Genomic DNA, 15,407 nt, shown 5'->3' on the forward strand with positions numbered 1-15,407 from the left:
GAGGCGCCGGTGGGCGCGGCTGACGGCGACACGACCCTGCTCCTGCCCGGCGAACGCATCGGTGACTGGGAGATCGCCGGGACCCTCGGCACCGGCGGCTGGGCACGGGTGTACGCGGCCCGGCCGGTCGGGCCCGCCCCCGCGTACGCGAGGGCGGAGGACCTTCTCGCGCTGAAGGTGCTGCCCACCGGCGGCCTCTCCCCGCACCAGGCCCGCAACGTCACCGAACTCGCCCGCCACGAGGTCGAGTTCGGGCAGCGTGCGGCCCACCCCCGGCTGATCCGGCTGCTCGACTTCTTCCGTGTGGAGGACACCGTCCGGCCCGCGCTCGCCGGGGCGACCGTGCTGGTGATGGAACGCGCCGAACGCAGCCTGCGCGACTTCATCGGCGAAGGGCCGAGCCACGCCCAGGCCGCCCGCGTCGTCACCGAGATCCTCGAAGGCCTCGCGCACCTGCACGGCCAGGGCTGGGTGCACGGCGACCTCAAGCCCGACAACGTCCTGCTCATGGCGGACGGTTCGATACGCCTCTCCGACTTCGGCCTGGCCACCGAGCTCACCGGCACCAGCGGCACCCACGGCTGGGCCCTGCCCCTTGGCACCTTCGACTACCAGCCGCCCGAACGCCGCCGGGCACCGCTCGGCGAACGCGGCGTACAGGTCCGTACCAGCGCCGACATCTGGGCGCTCGGCGTCCTGATCCACGAGGTCTTCACCGGCGGCGCGCTGCCGTTCGCCGGTTCCACCCCGCCCGCCCGTTTCGCCCAGGCGCAGGTGTACGCGGAGGGGCGCGCCCCGCTGCGGCTGGACGAGGAACTCCCCCCGTTCTGGCGCGAGTTGGCCGCCGACTGCCTGGCGCCGACACACGAGGAACGCGCTCGGCACACCGCCGCCGGGCTGCTGGCACGTATCGGGGCGGCGGGGTCCGGGGCGGTTCACTTGGCGGGGCCCGGCGCGGCGCGCTCCGGCACGACGCAGCCCGGCTCGCCCGGCTCGCCCGGCTCGCCCGGCTCCGGCACGGTGCACGAGGCGGCGGGGCGGCCGCCGCTCTCCCGGTCGGTGCTGCTCGCGGCCGCGGGGGGTGCCGTAGCCCTCGCGGTGGCGGCGTCGGCGGCCCTCGCCTGGTCCTGGGACAGGGAAGGGCGGGGCGGCCACGCCGCCGACGGGGGCACCACACAGCCCGGCATCTCCCCGGCCGCCCCGCCGGTGGGCAAGGGGCAACTCCGGGTCCACAACGGTGAGACGCGCTGCCAGTACCCGGCCGGGCCCACCCGGGACCCCTCCTGCAGCCTGGGTCTCGCACGGGACCCGCGGCTGCCGTACACCGCGGAGAACGTGGTGCGCACCCGGGTCTGGCACGGCGACGTCCTGCGCGCGGTCTGCGTGGAGCGCGAGGGGCTGCAGATCATCGACGAGACGGACGCGAAGTCGGACGACTGGTACCGGGTAAGGACACCGGGCGGGGACACGGAAACGGCCTGGCTGCCCGCCGTACGTACCAAGGACCACCCCGAACTCCCCGTCTGCGCAAGGCCGTCGGGGACGGACCGCGGCCCGGACGGCGCCCCGCACACCAGCCCCGGCGGGTCCCCGGGAGGCACCCCGCACGCCACTCCCGGCAGCACCCCGGCCGGACTCCCGCCGACGCCCCGGGAGTCGTCGTCCGCCGCGCTCCCGCCATCCGCGTAGTCCTCCCGCCATCCGCGTAGTGCCCCACCCGTAGGTCCTCCCCCGCCGTTTCCTTCGCCGCTTCCTTGCGGTTGCCCGGCGCTTCCTTCGCGGCGCCCCGCGCCTCCCCGCGCTTCCCCGCCGCGCTTCCTTCGGCGCCTCCTCCGCGCGGTCCCTCGCGTCGGCACTCCCTGTTCCTCGTCGCATTTCTCGTCGCAGCGGACGCTATCCGCACCGCGGATCGGCGGACCCCCGGAACTTTCCGGATAGCGCCACTCTCCAACGCCTGGCAGTTTTCTCCTCACGAACCCGAGAGGGCCGGGGACACCGGTCGTACGGGTCGCCGCACGGATCCGCCGAAGGGGGCGGGACCGGGCAGCACGGCCGTCGGGAACCGCGCCGTGAACGCCGAACCGCCGTAGCAATCTCCGCACCGATCGCCGCACCAATCGCCGTACCAGGAGGACAAGTTGAGTCAGCACCGTGCCAGCCGCCGCTCCCTGCTGAAGCTCGGCGGGGGTCTCACCGCCGCTGCCGCGCTCGGCGCGGGCGGCCTGCTGACGTACACCAACACCGCGGGTGCGGCCGGTCGCGGCCCCGGTGACGGGAACGGTCTGCGCATCACGGACCGCAACGAGAACGACCCGCGGATGTGGTACTACCGCTTCGCGACGGACGCGATCAGCACCGAGCCGCGCGTCAACGTCCTGCTGCCGGACGGCTACCACGACAGCGACCGCGCCTACCCGGTGCTGTACCTCTTCCACGGCGGCAACCAGGACTTCATGGAGTTCGACCGCCTCCCCGAGGGCGGCATCCGCCAGTGGACCGCGGGCAAGCCGGTCATCGTGGTCATGCCCGACGGCGGCCGCGCGGGCTGGTACTCCAACCCGGTCAGCTCCAACGCCGGTGCCCGCAACTGGGAGACCTTCCACATGGCGCAGCTGCTGCCGTGGGTGGACGACAACTTCCGTACCATCCGCGGGCCCGAGGGCCGCGCCGTCTCCGGCTTCTCCATGGGCGGCTTCGGCGCGCTGAAGTACGCGACCAAGTACTACGGCCACTTCTCCTCCGTCAGCGCCCACTCCGGCCCGGCGAGCCTGCGCCGCGACGGCGGCCTGGTCGTGCACTGGGCCAACGTCTCCTCCGCGGCCGTGGAACTGGCGGGCGGCACCATGTACGGCGCGCCGCTGTGGGACGAGAAGCGGGTCAGCGACGACAACCCGGTCCAGCACATCGACCGGTTCGCGGGCAAGCGGATCTTCCTGGTCGCGGGCACCAGCCCCGACCCGATCAACTTCTTCGACGTCGCCAACGAGACCCAAGTCCTCGCCGGACAGCGGGAGTTCAAGTCCCTGCTCGACCGGGACGGCATCCGGCACGACTCGCACGAGGTCGGCGGCGGCCACTTCGTCCGCCCGGACCTGTTCCAGCAGGACCTGGAAGGCATCGTCGCCCACCTGCGCAAGGCCTGATCCGGGACTCCGGTGGCGACCCGGTGGTGGACTCCGCCACGGGGGACCCCGAGTCCACCACCGGGCCACCGGGCCACTGGACTGCCGGACTGCCGGACTACCAACCACCCGACCAACCGAAAGCGAGCACATGAGCCGTCGCGTCATCCGTATCCTCGGCGCCGCCGTCGTCCTCGCGGGCGCCGCCCTCGCGGGCCCGCCCGCCCTCGCCACCCAGACCTCCGCGCCGCAGACCGCCGCGCCGCAGGCCACCCAGGAGCGCACCGCGGTCGGCGGCGGCACCGGGCTCATCTTCCGGATGGCGCCGAGCCCGGAGGACGTCAAGGCCCTGCACGTGTGCACGATGACCGCCGTCGGCCGGGACCGCACCGGCAACCTCGTCGGGCTCACCAACGCGCACTGCTTCATCGACGAGAACGGCAAGAAGCTCGTCGGTGAGAAGGTCTACCGGGACAGCTCGCCCGCCGGTACCGCCTTCGCCCCGGCGCCGCTCGACAAGAGCCGCCCCGACCTGGACACCGGTGTCATCGGCGAGGTCACCTACGTCAGCACCCCGAACAACCTGCTCAACTCCGGCCCCGACGGGCTCGACTTCGCCGTCATCAAGCTGGACGAGTCCCGCGTCCGGGCCACCAACAAGGTCGGCGACGTCACCATCGACAAGATCGGTGCCCCGCCCGCCAACGGCACCCGGATGTGCAAGCAGGGCCACCGCACGGGCACCACCTGCGGCGTCAAGGTCGGCACCCACAACCAGTGGTTCACCCACCTCGTGTGGACCGACGGCGGCGACTCCGGCTCACCGGTGGTCGCCGGGTCCACGCTGGTCGGCAACGCCTGGGGCGTACAACACAGTTCGTCGATCCTCGACATCATCGCCGAGATGGACGACAACGGCGGGGTCGGCGCCGGGTTCCACCTGGACAGCTGACCCTTTCCCGGCGGCCGGTGCGCTCGGCCGCCCTCCCGTGGGCCCGGCGGCAAACCCCCCGCGCCGGGCCCACGGGCCCCTCCGCTCCACGTCCCGCAGCGTCCCTCAACGCCGCTCCACGTCCCTCAACGCCGCTCCCGTACGGCGCACTTCGCACGCTCACCCGGCATCTCGCTCCCCCGGCATCTCACTCATCCGGCATCTCACTCACCCAGCAGGAGTGTTCCATGCGTCGCAAACTCGCCGCCGCCGCTCTGGTGACCGCCACCATCGGTGCGCTCGCCCTTCCCGCCGGGGCCGCTCAGGGCGCCCCGCCCCGGCCCGACACCGCACCCACCGCCGTCTCGGTGCTCGACCACGGCTCCGAGGCGGGCACCGCCGTAGTCGGCGACCGCAACGCGCCGGGCACCCGCTTCCACGTGGACGGTGTGCGGGCCGAGGGCACCCGCACGCTGGAGATCGACTACCAGGTCCAGGAGACCGGCTGGTGGTGCGGTCCCGCCGCGACCCGGATCGCGCTCTCGGCCCGCACCGCGCCGCCGAGCCAGGCCGACCTGGCCGCCCAGCTCGGCACCACCGAGGCGGGCACCGACCACATCGGCCAGGTCACCGGTGTCCTCAACCAGAACCTCGGCACCGGCTGGTACGAGACCAAGGAAATACCGAACGACCCGCCCACGCAGGAGCAGAAGGACCTGCTCTGGCAGGACATCGTCACCGACATCGACAACAACTACCCGCTGGTCGCCAACATCGTCGCCCCGCCCGGCAACCAGCCCCCCGGCTACCCCTCGGACGAGACGATCTACCACTACTTCACGGTGATCGGCTACGACGACGTGAACCGCACCGTCCTCATCGCCGACCCCGCCTCCTTCGGCGGCAACCAGATCTACTGGCTCTCCTTCGACCAGCTCGCCTCGCTGATCGCCACGAAGGGGTACGCGGCCTGACTATCCGCTGCCGATACCGCGGCCGACCGCTGCCGACCGCGGGCAAGCGCCGGGCACCTACGGGGGGGTGCCCGGCGTTTGGGCGTGTACGGGCGGGAGTGACGCCCTCCGGGAGGGCGGTCTATGCGTACGAAATATGCGCGAGCGGCGCCCAGTTGACCGTGAAAACTCCCGGTGATAAACCTCCGGACTCCGCATTCGCGCGCGAGGAATCAGCCCTGCGGGAATTCCCGGATACGGATTCGGAAATTCCCGCGAAGCGCACGTAGGACGAGGCAGGACGGCCCTCACCCGTTTGGACCAGACAGCGCGCGGGGCCCGGGATCTGCTGCGCATGGTGGTGCCGTGGGCGTCCGCATCGCGCGGGCACACACCGACACTAGGAGATGGTCGTATGCCCATGGAGTACACAGCCCCGGTCGACACGACCGGCCTTGGCACCGAGGTCGAGGAAATGCTGAACACCAGCGAAGCCGAAGGCACTTTCCGGGACTCCCGGGAGTGCGCGGGAGTAGTGCTGCTCGCGGCGCTGCTGCTCGCCTCCCCGCCGACTCCGCGGCCCAAGCCGACCCGGTAACGGACGGCGATGGCGACCGAGCGAGCGGAGCGCCCCGAGGGTGCGCTCCCATTGCGCGCCGCGGTCGCCGAGGCTGCCGAACGGGTCGCTCTCGCCCTGCGGGGCGAGGGCGACCCGTACGCGCTCTCCGCGCTGCTGCGCGAGGGGGAACAGGTGGCCTCGGCCGCGATCCGGGTCCTGGGGCCCGACGCGCTGGCACCGTACGCGGCCGGGAGCGGCGTGCTGCCGCCCGGCGGCGAGGACGAACGACTGCTGCTGACCACACTGAACGCCTACCGGCCCGGCGACGGGGCCTCCGAGGTGTCGGTGTGGAGTTATCTGGGGCTGCTCCGTGCCTCCCGGGCGCTGCTGCCCGGCGGGCAGTACGAGTGGCCCGTGGTGCCCCGGGCGGGCGCGACGTGGATCACCGCCGAGCCCTGGCCGGTCTTCGCGCACCACGCCTCCCAGCTCGCGGCCTTCGCGCAGCCGGAGCTCGCCAAGGAACTCGCGGGTCAACTGGCGCCCCGCACCGAGGACTTGGCCCGTGGCTTCGTACGTGCGGTGCGGCGCCGCGACTGGCTGCAGGCGGCCGGGCTCGGGCGCTGGCTGAGCTGGCTGCCCGGCACCCCGCCCACCCTCGGCCTGGAAAGCGGCCTTGTGTTCGTACGGCACATGGGCGGCGACGATCCGCGGGTGGCCCTGCACCTCGCCGCGGCCCGGCGGTTCGCGGGAGCCGCCGGGTGAGCGGGCGGACGGCGGCGCTCGTCCCCGCGCCGCTGCTCGACCGGATCACCGACGGCTGTCTCGGCTGGCTCCAGGAACGGCAAGAGGAGTTCCGGCTGCCCGCGTCGGTGGTCCACGACGCCGATCCGCACACCACCTTGAAGCCGCTCGGTGAACTGGCCGCCCTCAGCCAGGTGATCCGCGAGCGGCATCCGCGTGCCTCGGTCCGCGCCGCCGCCACCCGGCTGCTCGGCTTCGCCTGGGAACAGACCCGCGAGGGCAGGCTGTTCCTCGACCTCGTACGGGGCGAACCGCAGGCCACCTACCCGGTGGAGTTCTACGGGGCGTTCGCCAGGGCCGGACTGCGCGACGAGTCCGTCGACGCGCTGCTGCGGGCCACCACACGTACCCGGAGCTGGCGAGTTGCCCGGCACGGCGAGACTCGCACCCTTGCCGTACTGGCCGCCGAACGGCACATCGGGCTGACCCCGCACGCCGCCTTCTGGTCGGTGCTCGGCCGGACCGGGCTCGGTATGCGGGCCGAGCCGTGGACGCTGGACCGCTCGGCGGCGTACGGCATCACCCACGACGTCTTCCACCTCACCGACTGGGGCCGGGCCCGGCACCGGATGCCGGAGGCGCTCGCCGAGTACCTGCGGCTGTGGGTACCGGCCTGGCTGGAGTGCTGGCTGGAGGAGGAGCTGTGGGACCTGACCGGGGAGTGGCTGGCCGTTGCCGCCTGCCTGCCGCGCCCCTTGCAGGAACCCGTGGCCTGGGAGCGGCTCGCGGCCGCGCAGCGGACGGACGGCGCGGTGCCGGAGACCGGCCTGCGCGAACCGGAGCCCGACGAGGTGTTCCGGGCCTGCTACCACTCCACCCTGGTGACGGCCTTCGCCGCCACCCTGGCCCGCAGCGCGCCCAAGGAGCCCTCGGCCCCGGCGGCGGCGCACGCACGCGAAAGCGAGGCAGTACGGTGACCGCTCCCGCCCCCTCACCCACCGGGCCCGCCGTGGCCACCGCCTCCCCCGCCCTGCTGCACCGGGTCGGCGAGCGGGCGCTGGCCTGGCTGGACACCCACCGCGAGTACTTCCGGCTGACCCCGGAGGACCTCGCCACCGGGCGTGGCACCGGTGAACGGCTCAAGCCGCTGGCCGAGTTGGGCACCCAGCTGCGCATCCTCGCCCGCGAGGGCATCGCGGGCTCCGAGCAGCACCGGCGGGCGACCCGGCTGCTCGACTTCCTGTGGGGTGAACTCCTGGACGGCGGCGGTGTGTTGGCCCGGCTGCACCACAACGAGCCGTTCTCGCCGGTCCCGTTGGAGGTCTACGCGGTCTTCCACGAACTGGGGCACCGCCACCCGGGACTCGAGGCCAGTTTGCGTACGGTGCGCGGTACGCGGAGCTGGGCCGCCATGGAGGTGGTCCCGAACCGGCGGCTGGGGCTGCGCAACGCGGAACGCCGGATGGGGCTCACGGACGGCGGGCGTGCCGTCCCCGGCCCGCAAAGTGCCCTGGAACAGACCTGGTTGGACCAGCTGCCCGAGCCGTGGACCGTGCATCTGCACACCGCCTACGACATCACCCACACCATCTTCCACCTCACCAACTGGGGCGAGGCACCCGAGCGCGTCCCCGCGCACATCGCGGACTACCTCACCCTCTATCTGCCCGCCTGGCTGGAGGACTGGGCCGACCTCCAACACTGGGATCTGCTCGGCGAGTTGCTGGTCGTCGACGCCTGTCTGCCCAGGCCCGGCCTGGACGCGGACATCTGGGCACGCTTCGCCGCCGCGCAGAGCGAGAGCGGCGCCATGCCCCTGCACCACGAGATGCCCGACGGCGACCCGGACACCGTCTTCGACATCGTCCACCACCCCACGATCGTCGCCGCCTTCGCCTCCGCCATGGCCACCTCGCGTGCGCTGGAGGGGCCGGGGGACGGAGGAGAGGCGGGGCGGGAGTGACGGCTTCGGATCGGGCGGGAGGCGGACCCGACACGGACGGGTCCGGGGCCGGCGCAGACCGGTCCGGGTTCGCCGTGGACCGGTCCGGGGCCGCCGTGGATCCGCCCGGCGAACTGCTCGGCGAGGGGCTCCCGCTGAGCGAGGACCTCTCTCCCGGCGCGGGCCTCCCTCCCCACACGGACCTCCTCCTCGGCACGGACCTCCCCCTCGACGAACGCCTCGCCCGGGCGCTGCCCCACATCGACGCACCGCAGGCAGTGATCGCGGTCAGCAGCGGCGGTGTCGTGACCGAGGCGGTGCGCGAGCCCGAAGAGTGCTCGGTCAGCAGCGGCGGCGCGGTGACCGAGGTGACGCGCGAGCCCGGCGCGCGGCGCTATGAACTCGGGTCCGCCACAAAGACGTTCACGGTGCTGCTCCTCGCCGAGCTGGCCCGGTCCGGCGTACTGCGTCTGGACGATCCGCTGGCCGCGCATCTGCCGTCGCTGCGGCTGCCGTACCCCGAGCAGCGGCGGATCACCCTGCGCCACCTGGCCACGCACACCGCGGGCCTGCCGCGGCTGCCGCCCGATCTGACCCGCAGCGCGCTGCTGCACCCCGGTACCAACCCCTACCCGCGCTACGACACCCGGCTGCTGCTCGACGCCTTCGCACGGATCCGGCCCCGGCACCGGCCCGGTACCCGCTGGCACTACTCCAACCTCGGTGTGGCCCTGCTCGGCCCGGCCCTCGCGCACGCGACCGGCACCTGCTACCCGGATCTCCTCGCCGAGCGGGTTCTCACGCCAATGGGCCTGTGCGACACGGGACTTGGCGCTTCGGCCGCCGATGTCACCGGTCACCGGGCGCTGCGGCCCGCCCCGCTGCCCGCCACCGATATGGGCGCCTTCGCCGCGGCGGGCGGGCTGCGGGCGACCTCCGCCGACGTGCTCGCTTACCTGGTGGCCCACCTGCGTCCGCAGGACCACCACCGCTCCCCCGCACAGGCGCCGCTCGCGGCCGCCCTGGCCGATGTCCAGGTGCCGCAACTCCGGCGCGGCGCACGGCGACAGCACACCCACACGCTCACCTGGTTCCAGCATCCGGCGCCCGGCGGAGAGCTGCTCTTCCACTGCGGGGCCACCTTCGGCCAGCAGGTCTTCCTCGGCTTCCACCGGGCCTCCGGCACCGCGCTGTTCGCCGCCTGCACCCGGCGCGGCAACCGGCGCGGGCTCGTCGCCACCGGCTACCGCGTCCTGTGGGAACTGGCCTCCTCCTCCGCCTCGGCGCCGAGCCCCGCGGCGAGCACCTCGGCCAGATGCCGGGCCCGTACCCCGGCGAGCTGACCGAGCTGGGTGCGGCAGGAGAAGCCGTCCGCGAGCAGGACCGTACTGTCGACACCGGCCTCGCCCGACCCTCCACTTGAGCCCTCGCCCTCACCCGTGCCCTGCAACGCCCTTACGGAGGGCAGCAGTTGCTCCTCCGCGCAGGCGCGGGACACCTTCTCGTGGCCGCGTTCGAAGCCGAAGTTCCCGGCCAGGCCGCAGCAACCGCCGCTGAGTTCGCCGCTCAGGCCCGCCTTGGTACGCAACCGCCGTTCGGCCTCGTCGCCGAGGACGGCGTGCTGGTGGCAGTGGGTCTGCCCGGCGACCGGGCGGTCGATACGGGGCGGGGTCCAGTGGGGTGCGTACTCCTCCAGGGTCTGCGCGAACGTCCGTACCGAGGCGGCGAGTTCGGCGGCCCGGGGGTCGTCGTCGAGGAGTTCGACCAGGTCCGAGCGGAGGGCGGCGGCGCAGCTCGGTTCGAGGACCACGACGGGCACGCCGGGGTCCAGGTGGGGGGCGAGGTGGTCGAGGGTGCGGCGCAGCACCGTACGGGCGCGGTCGAGCTGGCCGGTGGTGACGTAGGTGAGGCCGCAGCAGACGCGTTCGGGGACGACGCAGCGCAGCCCGGCATCCTCCAGGACCCGCACGGCGGCCCGGCCGACCTCGGGTGCGAGGTGGTCGGTGAAGGTGTCCGGCCACAGGATCACGGTGGGACGGGGAGCCGATTGCGCAGCCCGGCCGCCGCCCTCGCGGATCGTTTCATCTCCCTTGCCGGGCAGGCGTGTTGGAGGTGCTCCACGACGCGAGGCCCGGAGCATCCGCGCCCGCCACCACTGCTGGAAGGTCCGCCGTGCGAGCGGCGGGACGGCGCGCTCGGCGGAGACTCCGGCGAGGCGTTTGCCGAGGGCCGCGAGGGGGCGAAGCGAGGCGGCGGCGTTGACCAGCGGGGCGAGGCGGAGCGCGGCCACCGCGTGCAGCCACTGCGGCAGCCTGCCGAGGGAGTAGTGGGCGGCGGGGCGCAGCCGTCCCTCGTAGTGGTGGTGCAGGAACTCCGCCTTGTAGGTGGCCATGTCGACGCCGACGGGGCAGTCGGAGCGGCAGCCCTTGCAGGACAGGCACAGGTCGAGCGCGTCGCGCACCTCGGTGGAGCGCCAGCCGTCGGTGACCACCTCACCGGCGAGCATCTCGTGCAGCAGCCGGGCGCGGCCCCGGGTCGAGTGCTGTTCCTCCCCGGTGGCCCGGAAGGAGGGGCACATCACTCCCGAAGTCGTCGTGGTTTCGCGGCACTTGGCGACGCCGACGCAGCGGCGTACGGCCGCCGAGAAGTCGCCGTTGTCGTGCGGGTAGCCGAAGGCGACGTCCACCGGGCGGCGCGGCAGTACCGCGAACCGCAGATTCGCGTCCAGCGGAGCGGGCCGCGCGAGGATGCCGGGGTTGAGCAGATGTGCCGGATCCCAGAGGGACTTGGCACGCTCGAAGAGGTGCACCAGGTCGGGGCCGTACATCACCGGCAGGAGTTCGGCGCGGGCCTGCCCGTCGCCGTGCTCGCCGGAGAGCGAACCGCCGTGCGCCACCACGAGCCTGGCCAGCTCCTCGCTGAACAGCCGGAAGCTGCGCACCCCTTGGTTGCTCAGCAGATCGAAGTCGATACGTACGTGGATGCAGCCGTCGCCGAAGTGTCCGTACGGCGTACCGTGCAGCCCGTGTTCGGCGAGCAGCGACCTGAAGTCCCGTAGATACGCGCCGAGTCGGGCGGGCGGCACCGCGCAGTCCTCCCAGCCGGGCCAGGCCTCCGCGCCGCCCCCGGCGGCTCCACTGCGGGCCGCGTCGTCGCCCGCGGGCATCCGGGTCGCCGAGCCGCTGGCGTCCTCGCGGATGCGCCACAGCACCCGCTGCCCGGCCGGGTCGGCGACGATCAGCGAGTGCCTGGTGTCGGCGGCGCGTACCAGTGCCTCCGCCGCCGCACGCGCCTCGGCCTCGCTGTCGCCGCCCATCTCCACGAACAACCATGCGCCGCCGCCCGGGAGTTGACGCGTTCCGGCCGGTACGAGATCGGCGGCCATCCCCTCGACGGTCAGCGGGCCGTGCGGCAGAAGTCCGGCCGCCGCCTCCGCCGCAGCGCTCTCGTCGCGGTAGCCGAGCACGGCGAGCACCCGGGCCCGGGGCGGCCTCACCAGGGCGACCTCGGCCTCGGTGATCAGGCCGAGGGTGCCCTCGCTGCCGCAGAAGGCGCGGGCGAGGTCGGTGCCGTTCTCGGGCAGCAGGGCGTCCAGTGCGTAGCCGGAGATCCGGCGCGGCAGGTCCGGGAACCCCGTACGCAGCAAGGCGAGTTGGCCGGCCACCAGCTCCCGCAGACCCTCCGGTGCGCCCTGCCAGCCGCGGCCCAGGTGCCTGCTCGTACCGTCGGAGGTGAGCACCCGCAGGCTGCGCAGGCTGTCGGCGGTGGTGCCCCAGGCGACCGAGTGCGAGCCGCAGGAGTTGTTGCCGATCATCCCGCCGAGTGTGCAGCGGGAGTGCGTGGAGGGATCGGGGCCGAACCGCAGACCGTGCACGGCCGCGGCGTCCTGGAGCCGGTCGAGCACCAGGCCCGGCTGGACCAGGGCCGTCCCGGAGCCCGGGTCGAGTTCGAGCAGCCGGTTCATGTGCCGGGTGAAGTCGAGGACCACCCCGGTGCCGGTGGCCTGTCCCGCGATCGAGGTACCCGCGCCGCGGGCGACGACGGGTACTCCTTCCGCGCGGCAGACGCCGAGCACCGCGGCCACGTCGTCCGCGTCGCGCGGGGCGACCACCACCTGCGGGACCCGGCGGTAGTTGGAGGCGTCCATCGTGTGCAGCGCTCTGGTCTGCGCGTCGGCCAGGACCTCGCCGCGGACCTGGGCCCGCAGCCGCCCCGCCAGGGCGATCCGCGCCCCGCCCTCGTCGCCGGTCTCCCGGGGGATCTCGCCGGGCATCTCCGCAGGCATCTGTCCAGACATGTCTTCAGGATGCCCACACGTGAAACCTGCTCACCGTCAGCCACGGGCGCACGGCGGGAAACAGTCGCGACGGGTGTCTCATCCGGCGGACAGTGGGCGGCCCGGGCCCGTCGAGCGTCTAGGCTCGGTCCGTGGCTGAGATCCGTATTCCCGAAGACATCAAGCCCGCGGACGGCCGGTTCGGCGCGGGTCCCTCCAAGGTGCGCACCGAGGCCGTCGACGCGCTCGCCGCGACCGGCACCTCGCTGCTCGGCACCTCGCACCGCCAGGCCCCGGTCAAGAACCTGGTCGGCCGGGTCCGCGACGGCGTGCGCGACCTGTTCTCCCTGCCCGAGGGCTACGAGGTGATCCTCGGCAACGGCGGCTCCACCGCGTTCTGGGACGTCGCGACCCACGGCCTGATCGAGAACAAGTCGCAGCACCTCAGCTTCGGCGAGTTCTCCTCCAAGTTCGCCAAGGCCGCCAAGGCCGCGCCGTGGCTGGCCGAGCCGACCGTGATCAGCAGCGAGCCCGGCACCCACCCCGCGCCCTCGGCCGAGGCCGGCGTCGACGTGTACGCGCTGACCCACAACGAGACCTCCACCGGTGTCGCCGCTCCCATCGAGCGGGTCGCGGGCGCCGACGAGGGCTCCCTGGTCCTGGTCGACGCCACTTCCGGCGCGGGCGGACTTCCGGTGGACGTCAGCGAGTCGGACGTGTACTACTTCGCGCCGCAGAAGTCGTTCGCGGCGGACGGCGGACTGTGGGTCGCCCTGTTCTCCCCGGCCGCGATCGAGCGGGCCGAGCGGGTGCACGCCTCCGGGCGGCACGTGCCGGAGTTCTTCAGCCTGCCGACGGCGATCGACAACTCCCGCAAGAACCAGACGTACAACACCCCGGCGCTCGCCACCCTGTTCCTGCTCGCCGAGCAGCTGGACTGGATCAACGGCCAGGGCGGCCTGGACTGGGCCGTGCGCCGCACCGCCACCAGCTCCCGCACCCTGTACGGCTGGGCCGAGGACAGCAAGTACGCGACCCCGTTCGTGGCCGACCCGGCCCAGCGCTCGCAGGTCATCGGCACCATCGACTTCGACGCCGAGGTCGACGCGGCCGCCGTCGCCAAGACCCTGCGCGCCAACGGCATCGTCGACACCGACCCGTACCGCAAGCTCGGCCGCAACCAGCTCCGCATCGCGATGTTCCCCGCCGTGGAGCCCACGGACATCGAGGCGCTCACCAAGTGCGTGGACTATGTGATCGAGCGGCTTTGATCGTGTAGGGCCGTTACCGCGTGAGGCGGAGCCCCGGCCCCCGGGCCGCTGCGCAACGCCGACGGCGCGACCTCTTTTCGAGGTCGCGCCGTCGGCGTTTTCCCGCTCCCGAAGGGGTGATTCGAGCTCGCGGTCAGGTGGCCGGGACGGATTCGGGCGTGCCCTGGTCCGGTGGGGGTTCGGTGGTGCCGCCGTCGGGGGGCGGGGTCTCGGCCGGAGGTTCGGTCGGCGGGGCGGAGGTCTCTTCCTCGGGCGGCGTCGCGGAGTCGTCGGGCTCGGTGGGCGCGGTGTCGGAGACGGTCGGGGACGGCGAGGTCGTGGGCACGTCCGTGATGCCGTCCTCGTCGCCCTTCTCGCGCCGGAACCAGTCCCCGGTGTCCAGGTCGACCAGGACGAACACATTGATCACCGTGGTCGATTCGCGGACCACCACCGTCCGCGAGGGCCGGTAGCCGGGCCAGGGGCTGCCGACCTGCTTCGGCTCGTCGAGAGCCACCGGCTCGGTGAGCGGATTGCCGCAGGCGCAGCGCACCCGGGGCACGCCGCGCGAGTCGACCAGTGTGGCGGTGCCCGCCTGCAGCACGGCCTGGTACGAGGTGGCCTTGCCGTTCTTGAAGCCGTGGTTGGTGACCCGGGTGTCCATCCGCAGCTGGACGGGTGTCAACGAGCGCAGGTACGAGGGGATCTCGTTTCGCCCGATGCCCGCCACCCCGGCGAACGCGCCCGCCTTCACCTGATCCCTGCGCAGGAACTCGATCTGCTTCTCGACATCGCAGCTCGTCGTGGACCGGCTGCCGCCGTACAGGCCGGGCGCCGAACCCCGCACACTTGCCGTACCGCCCTCGTTCCCGGACGGTTTGGGCCTGCCGCTGTCCCCGTCGGGCGGCGTGGACTTCTTCGCCGTCGAATCGGTGAACGGCTCCCGGCCCTTGGCCGAGGCGGGCTGGAGAAACACCTCGCCGGACTTCTTGCCGTCGTCGTCCGGTCGGGTGAGGAGGACGATCAGCGTCGCGGCCACGAGTACGGCGGCCACCGCGACGGCCACCTTGGGCGCGGACCGCCACCAGGGGCCGCCGCCACCCCGGGCGGGTCCCGTGGCGCCGCTGCCCTCGCCCCCTCCCCCGCCGCCGCCACTTCCCCCGCCGCCGTCCCCGCCGTCGCCGCCACCACGTGAGCCGCCGTCACCCGGGCCCTGCGGCCGGGCGGCGGGGGTCACCTCGGTGGGCTCGTGCGAGGGCTGCCCCTGGGACGGGCCGGACGAGGACGGGTCCGAGGACGAGGGGTCGGACAGCGGGCCGGAAGGCGGCCCCGCAGGAGGCTGCGAACCGGAGCCCGAGCCGGGACCGCTCGGGCGGCTGTCGGGGGGTGGCTGAGAGGTCACGGTGCCCCTTGGGTGTGGCGGGGTGTGCGGCGGAGTCGGGGGATTCGCGGAGTCGGGGAGTCGGGGAGTCGGTGGAGTACGTCCGGATCGGGTGGGTGGAGTGGCCCGGGCTGTGGGGCCTGTGGGGGCTACGGGCAATTCGCTCACGTACGGACCGATTTGACCGTCGGCCTCATTGTGTGTGCGAGCCGGGTGCGGTCCGCAAGCGGAGTCGACGCGGCCCGCTTACGG

12 protein-coding genes are annotated in these 15,407 nt (G+C 73.3%); 10 read left to right on the plus strand and 2 right to left on the minus strand.

The window, feature by feature from the left end:
• Positions 1–9: 9 nt before the first annotated feature.
• The 9 genes from HUT18_RS13125 (at position 10) to HUT18_RS13165 (ending at position 9,591) form a co-directional block, all read left to right on the plus strand.
• A complete protein-coding gene (locus tag HUT18_RS13125; protein ID WP_368661521.1) occupies positions 10–1,689 on the plus strand; it encodes a serine/threonine-protein kinase in 1,680 nt (559 codons plus the stop codon).
• A gap of 449 nt (positions 1,690–2,138) precedes the next feature.
• Complete coding sequence (locus tag HUT18_RS13130; protein ID WP_254878571.1) at positions 2,139–3,143, plus strand: alpha/beta hydrolase family protein; 1,005 nt, start codon at positions 2,139–2,141, stop codon at positions 3,141–3,143.
• A gap of 130 nt (positions 3,144–3,273) precedes the next feature.
• Positions 3,274–4,074: a peptidase S1 gene (locus HUT18_RS13135; RefSeq protein ID WP_176100662.1), complete on the plus strand. Its 801-nt coding sequence runs from the start codon at positions 3,274–3,276 to the stop codon at positions 4,072–4,074.
• Positions 4,075–4,301: 227 nt separating this feature from the next.
• Positions 4,302–5,027, plus strand: coding sequence for a C39 family peptidase (locus HUT18_RS13140; RefSeq protein WP_176100664.1), 726 nt, complete (start codon positions 4,302–4,304; stop codon positions 5,025–5,027).
• 394 nt (positions 5,028–5,421) lie between these two features.
• Positions 5,422–5,604 carry a hypothetical protein gene (locus tag HUT18_RS13145; RefSeq protein WP_176100666.1) on the plus strand — a complete coding sequence of 61 codons (183 nt, stop codon included), beginning with the start codon at positions 5,422–5,424 and terminating at the stop codon, positions 5,602–5,604.
• Between the two features lie 9 nt (positions 5,605–5,613).
• On the plus strand, positions 5,614–6,327 hold the full coding sequence (locus HUT18_RS13150) for a hypothetical protein (RefSeq protein WP_176100668.1): 714 nt from the start codon (positions 5,614–5,616) through the stop codon (positions 6,325–6,327).
• A complete protein-coding gene (locus HUT18_RS13155) occupies positions 6,324–7,283 on the plus strand; it encodes a hypothetical protein (RefSeq protein ID WP_176100670.1) in 960 nt (319 codons plus the stop codon). Before HUT18_RS13150 ends, HUT18_RS13155 begins: the two co-directional genes overlap by 4 nt.
• Positions 7,280–8,269: a hypothetical protein gene (locus HUT18_RS13160; RefSeq protein ID WP_254878572.1), complete on the plus strand. Its 990-nt coding sequence runs from the start codon at positions 7,280–7,282 to the stop codon at positions 8,267–8,269. Before HUT18_RS13155 ends, HUT18_RS13160 begins: the two co-directional genes overlap by 4 nt.
• Positions 8,270–8,343: 74 nt before the next feature.
• Complete coding sequence (locus HUT18_RS13165) at positions 8,344–9,591, plus strand: serine hydrolase (protein WP_254878573.1); 1,248 nt, start codon at positions 8,344–8,346, stop codon at positions 9,589–9,591.
• Here the strand turns inward: HUT18_RS13165 and HUT18_RS13170 are convergent.
• Positions 9,492–12,395, minus strand: coding sequence for an FAD-binding and (Fe-S)-binding domain-containing protein (locus HUT18_RS13170; RefSeq protein ID WP_254878997.1), 2,904 nt, complete (start codon positions 12,393–12,395; stop codon positions 9,492–9,494). The genes HUT18_RS13165 and HUT18_RS13170 overlap by 100 nt on opposite strands.
• A gap of 281 nt (positions 12,396–12,676) precedes the next feature.
• On the opposite strand from HUT18_RS13170, the gene serC reads away from it, so the two are divergent.
• Positions 12,677–13,795: a phosphoserine transaminase gene (gene serC, locus HUT18_RS13175; RefSeq protein ID WP_176100671.1), complete on the plus strand. Its 1,119-nt coding sequence runs from the start codon at positions 12,677–12,679 to the stop codon at positions 13,793–13,795.
• 133 nt (positions 13,796–13,928) lie between these two features.
• Here serC and HUT18_RS13180 read toward each other — a convergent pair whose 3' ends face one another.
• Positions 13,929–15,176 carry a DUF6777 domain-containing protein gene (locus tag HUT18_RS13180; RefSeq protein ID WP_176100673.1) on the minus strand — a complete coding sequence of 416 codons (1,248 nt, stop codon included), beginning with the start codon at positions 15,174–15,176 and terminating at the stop codon, positions 13,929–13,931.
• Between the last annotated feature and the right edge of the window lie 231 nt (positions 15,177–15,407).

The organism is Streptomyces sp. NA04227, from assembly GCF_013364195.1.
Lineage (GTDB): Bacteria > Actinomycetota > Actinomycetes > Streptomycetales > Streptomycetaceae > Streptomyces.

Coding starts and splice junctions, on each gene's coding strand:
- HUT18_RS13135 (WP_176100662.1), top strand. CDS start 3,274: ATGAGCCGTCGCGTCATCCGTATCCTCGGCGCCGCCGTCGTCCTCGCG.
- HUT18_RS13140 (WP_176100664.1), top strand. CDS start 4,302: ATGCGTCGCAAACTCGCCGCCGCCGCTCTGGTGACCGCCACCATCGGT.
- HUT18_RS13145 (WP_176100666.1), top strand. CDS start 5,422: ATGCCCATGGAGTACACAGCCCCGGTCGACACGACCGGCCTTGGCACC.
- HUT18_RS13150 (WP_176100668.1), top strand. CDS start 5,614: ATGGCGACCGAGCGAGCGGAGCGCCCCGAGGGTGCGCTCCCATTGCGC.
- HUT18_RS13170 (WP_254878997.1), bottom strand. CDS start 12,395: ATGGACGCCTCCAACTACCGCCGGGTCCCGCAGGTGGTGGTCGCCCCG.